The organism is Actinomadura fibrosa, assembly GCF_900659615.1.
In the GTDB taxonomy this organism is placed as follows: Bacteria; Actinomycetota; Actinomycetes; order Streptosporangiales; family Streptosporangiaceae; genus Spirillospora; species Spirillospora fibrosa.
In genome coordinates this window covers 1-3,110 of sequence record NZ_CAACUY010000471.1, presented here as the reverse complement: position 1 = coordinate 3,110, position 3,110 = coordinate 1, and the positions used below count along the sequence as shown (strand labels likewise).

Genomic DNA, 3,110 nt, shown 5'->3' with positions numbered 1-3,110 from the left:
CGCGCTCGCGGCGGCGCTGCTGGAGGGCGGCGCGGCGCGGCTGGCGGTCTGCGACACCGACCCCGGGCGCCTGGACGCCCTGGTCCGCCGCCTCGCCGGGAGGTGGCCCGGCCGCGTCACCGGTTCGGCGGTACCGCGGCTCGCGGACGCGGACGTCGCGGTCAACGCCACGCCGCTCGGGCTGCGGCCCGGCGATCCGCTGCCGTTCGATCCGTCCGGACTCCGCGCGGGCGGCGTGGTCGCGGATATCATCATGCGACCGGCGGAGACGCGGCTGCTGCGCACCGCGTCCGAGCTGGGGCTCACCGTCCATCACGGAGACCACACGCTCGACCACCAGCTGGAGTGCTACGCCGACTTCTTCCATCTGGACCGCCGACCGGCTTCTCCTTAACAGGGATTGCCGATAGAATTAGTATGAAATACCTCAACAGTTGAGACGGTCGACAGGGGGACCCCCTTGCGATTCAGCCTGCTTGGTCCGCTTGAGGTGCTGCGGGACGGCCGGCCCGTCCCGCTCGGAGGGGTCAACCAGCGCGCGGCGCTGGGCTTCCTGCTGCTGCACGCCAACACCGTGGTGTCCACCAGCGACCTCATCCGCGCCCTGTGGGACGAACCCGTCCCGCCCACCGCGCGCAAGATGGTGCAGAACGCCGTCGCCGGAGTGCGGCGGGCGCTGCCCGCCGACGGCTCGGTCACCCTCGCCACCGTGCCGCCCGGCTACCTGCTCCGCGTCGATCCCGAGCTGATCGACGCGACCCGGTTCCACGAACTGGTCGACCGCGGCCGGGCCGACTTCCGGGCGGAGGCCTGGGAGCCCGCCGCCCGGCGGCTACGGGAGGCGCTCGCGCTCTGGCGCGGCCCCGCGATGGCCGACGTGACCGAGACCGGCACCGCGTGGCCGGAGCTCACGATGCTGGAGGAGACGCGGCTGGCCGCGCTGGAGGACTGCCTGGAGGCCGAGCTCGCGCTCGGCCGCCACCACGCGCTGATCGGCGAGATGACGTCGCTCGTCGACGAGGAGCCCGCGCGCGAGCGGCTGTGCGGCCTGCTGATGCTGGCGCTCTACCGCTGCGGGCGGCAGCCCGAGGCGCTGGCCGTCTACCACCATCTGCGCGACATCCTCCGGGACGGCTTCGGGCTCGACCCGGCCCCTGAGCTGCGGCGACTGGAACGCGACATCCTCAACCACCACCCCGGGCTGGCCCTTCCCCGGCAGACCGTCCCCGGAGGCGCGGCGGACGGCGCCGCGCGCCCCGAGACGGGAGCCGCTGAGAGCGCGGCCGGGCAGGCCTCCGTGGGGCCGCCCGACCGTCCGCCGCACGACGGGTCCGGACGTACCGTGCCCGGAGACGGCGGCGGAGATCCGGTGAGCGCCGAACGTCCCGTCGCGGAGCGCAAGCGGGCGAGCGTCCTGCTCGTGCGCACTCGTGTGGACGTAGTGTTCGGCGACTCGGAGTGCGTGGACGAGACCCTGAACGAGCTCGCCCGCGTCGTCGCCGAGGAGGCCCGGCGCTTCGGCGGGCTCGTCCGCGAGACGCTGGGGTCGGTGCGGTCGGTCGTGTTCGGCTTCCCGCGGTCGCACGAGGACGACCCGGAACGCGCCGTCCACATGGCCTTCGCCGTCCGCGAACGGCTGGCGGACTCGGTCCTGGAGTTCCTCGGCGTCCAGTTCGCGGTCGCGACCGGCGAGGTCCTCGCGAGCTACCGGGACGAGAACGACGCCGCGCCCGCGCAGCTGTCGGGGACCGTCCCGCACGCCGCCGAGCAGTTGCTCGCGCACACCCGGCCCGGCGGTGTCCGGGTCTGCCACGTGACCGCCCGCGCCCTCGGGCTCCCGGCGGGCGAGGACGGCGCGGCCGGTGCCCTCCGCGCCTCGGCGGGCCGGCAGCTCACCGCGCCGCCGCCCGTCCCGGTACCCCCGGCCGCGGGGCACGGTGCGCCGCTGATCGGGCGCGATCGCGACCTGGAGGTGCTGCGCGGGGTGCTCGGCGACGTGCACCGCAGGCAGCGGCCGCACCTGGTGACCGTCCTCGGCGAGCCCGGCATCGGCAAGAGCCGCCTGGTCGCCGAGTTCGCCGCCGCTCTTCCGGAGCCCGTGCTCATCGGGCGCACCCCGCCCTACGGGGGCGGCGCCCTCGCGGCGCTCGCCGACGCGCTCCGGTCCCGGCCGGGCGGCGCGGACGCGGCCCGGCAGCTCGAACGCCTGCCCGTGCAGGCCGGCGCGGCCGTCTGGCGGCGCACCCTCACCGACCTCGCGATGGACGGGCCCGTGACGGTCGTCCTGGAGGACCTGCACCGGGCCCCCGGCGCCCTCCTGGACGAGATCGAGGACCTGACCGAGCGGCTCGACCAGGTGCCGCTCCTGATCGTGGTGACGGCCCGGCCCGAGCTACGGCAGCGGCGGGCGCGCTGGGGGTGCGGCAGGCGCGACGTCGTCACGCTCACCCTCGACCCTCTGCCCGCCGAGGAGGCGGCCGAGCTCCTGCTCGGCCCCGCCGAGGGCGTCTTACTCAGCCTCGTCGGCGGCAACCCGCGGCATGCCGAGGAGTACGCCCGGGCCTCCCGCGAGCACGCCGACGAGGCGTACGACGGCGCCTTCGACGGCGTCTTCTCCATTCCCGCGCGCCTCCGGGCCCTCATCGCCGCCCGGATCGACACGCTCCCGCTCCCCGAGCGGGCCGTCCTGCGGGACGCCACCTTCTTCCAGGACGGGCTGCGCCCGGAGGGGGTCGCGGCCCTCTCCGGCCGCCCCGCCGAGGAGGCGGCCGAGCTCCTGCGCGGCCTGGAGCGCAAGGACTTCCTCGTCCGCCGCCGTACCGTGGACCCGGCCCGGGAGCCGGGGTACGCGTTCCGGCAGCCGCTCGTCCGCGAGGTCGCGCACGCCCAGTTGCCGCGCAGCCAGCGGATCGCCAAGCACCGGAGCGCCGTCGCCTGGATCGGCACGCTGCCCGCGGACGAGGCCGGCCTGCTCGTCCACCACTACCGGCAACTGGTGCTCCTCAACGCGCCGCAGTTGTCGAGCGACGTCGCGCGGCAGGCCCGCCACGCGCTCCTGGAGGCCGAGCGGCGCGCCGCCGCGGCGGGCGCCCACGACACGGCCGCGCGCT

At 75.9% G+C, this 3,110-nt stretch carries 1 protein-coding gene and 1 pseudogene; both read left to right on the top strand.

Annotated features, from left to right (window positions below; all coding sequences use genetic code 11):
• Positions 1-394: pseudogene (locus E1300_RS51085) on the top strand (shikimate dehydrogenase); the annotation flags it as partial.
• A gap of 66 nt (positions 395-460) precedes the next feature.
• Positions 461-3,110 (top strand): ATP-binding protein (locus tag E1300_RS48690; RefSeq protein WP_131764034.1); only part of this gene is annotated, 2,650 nt, incomplete at its 3' end.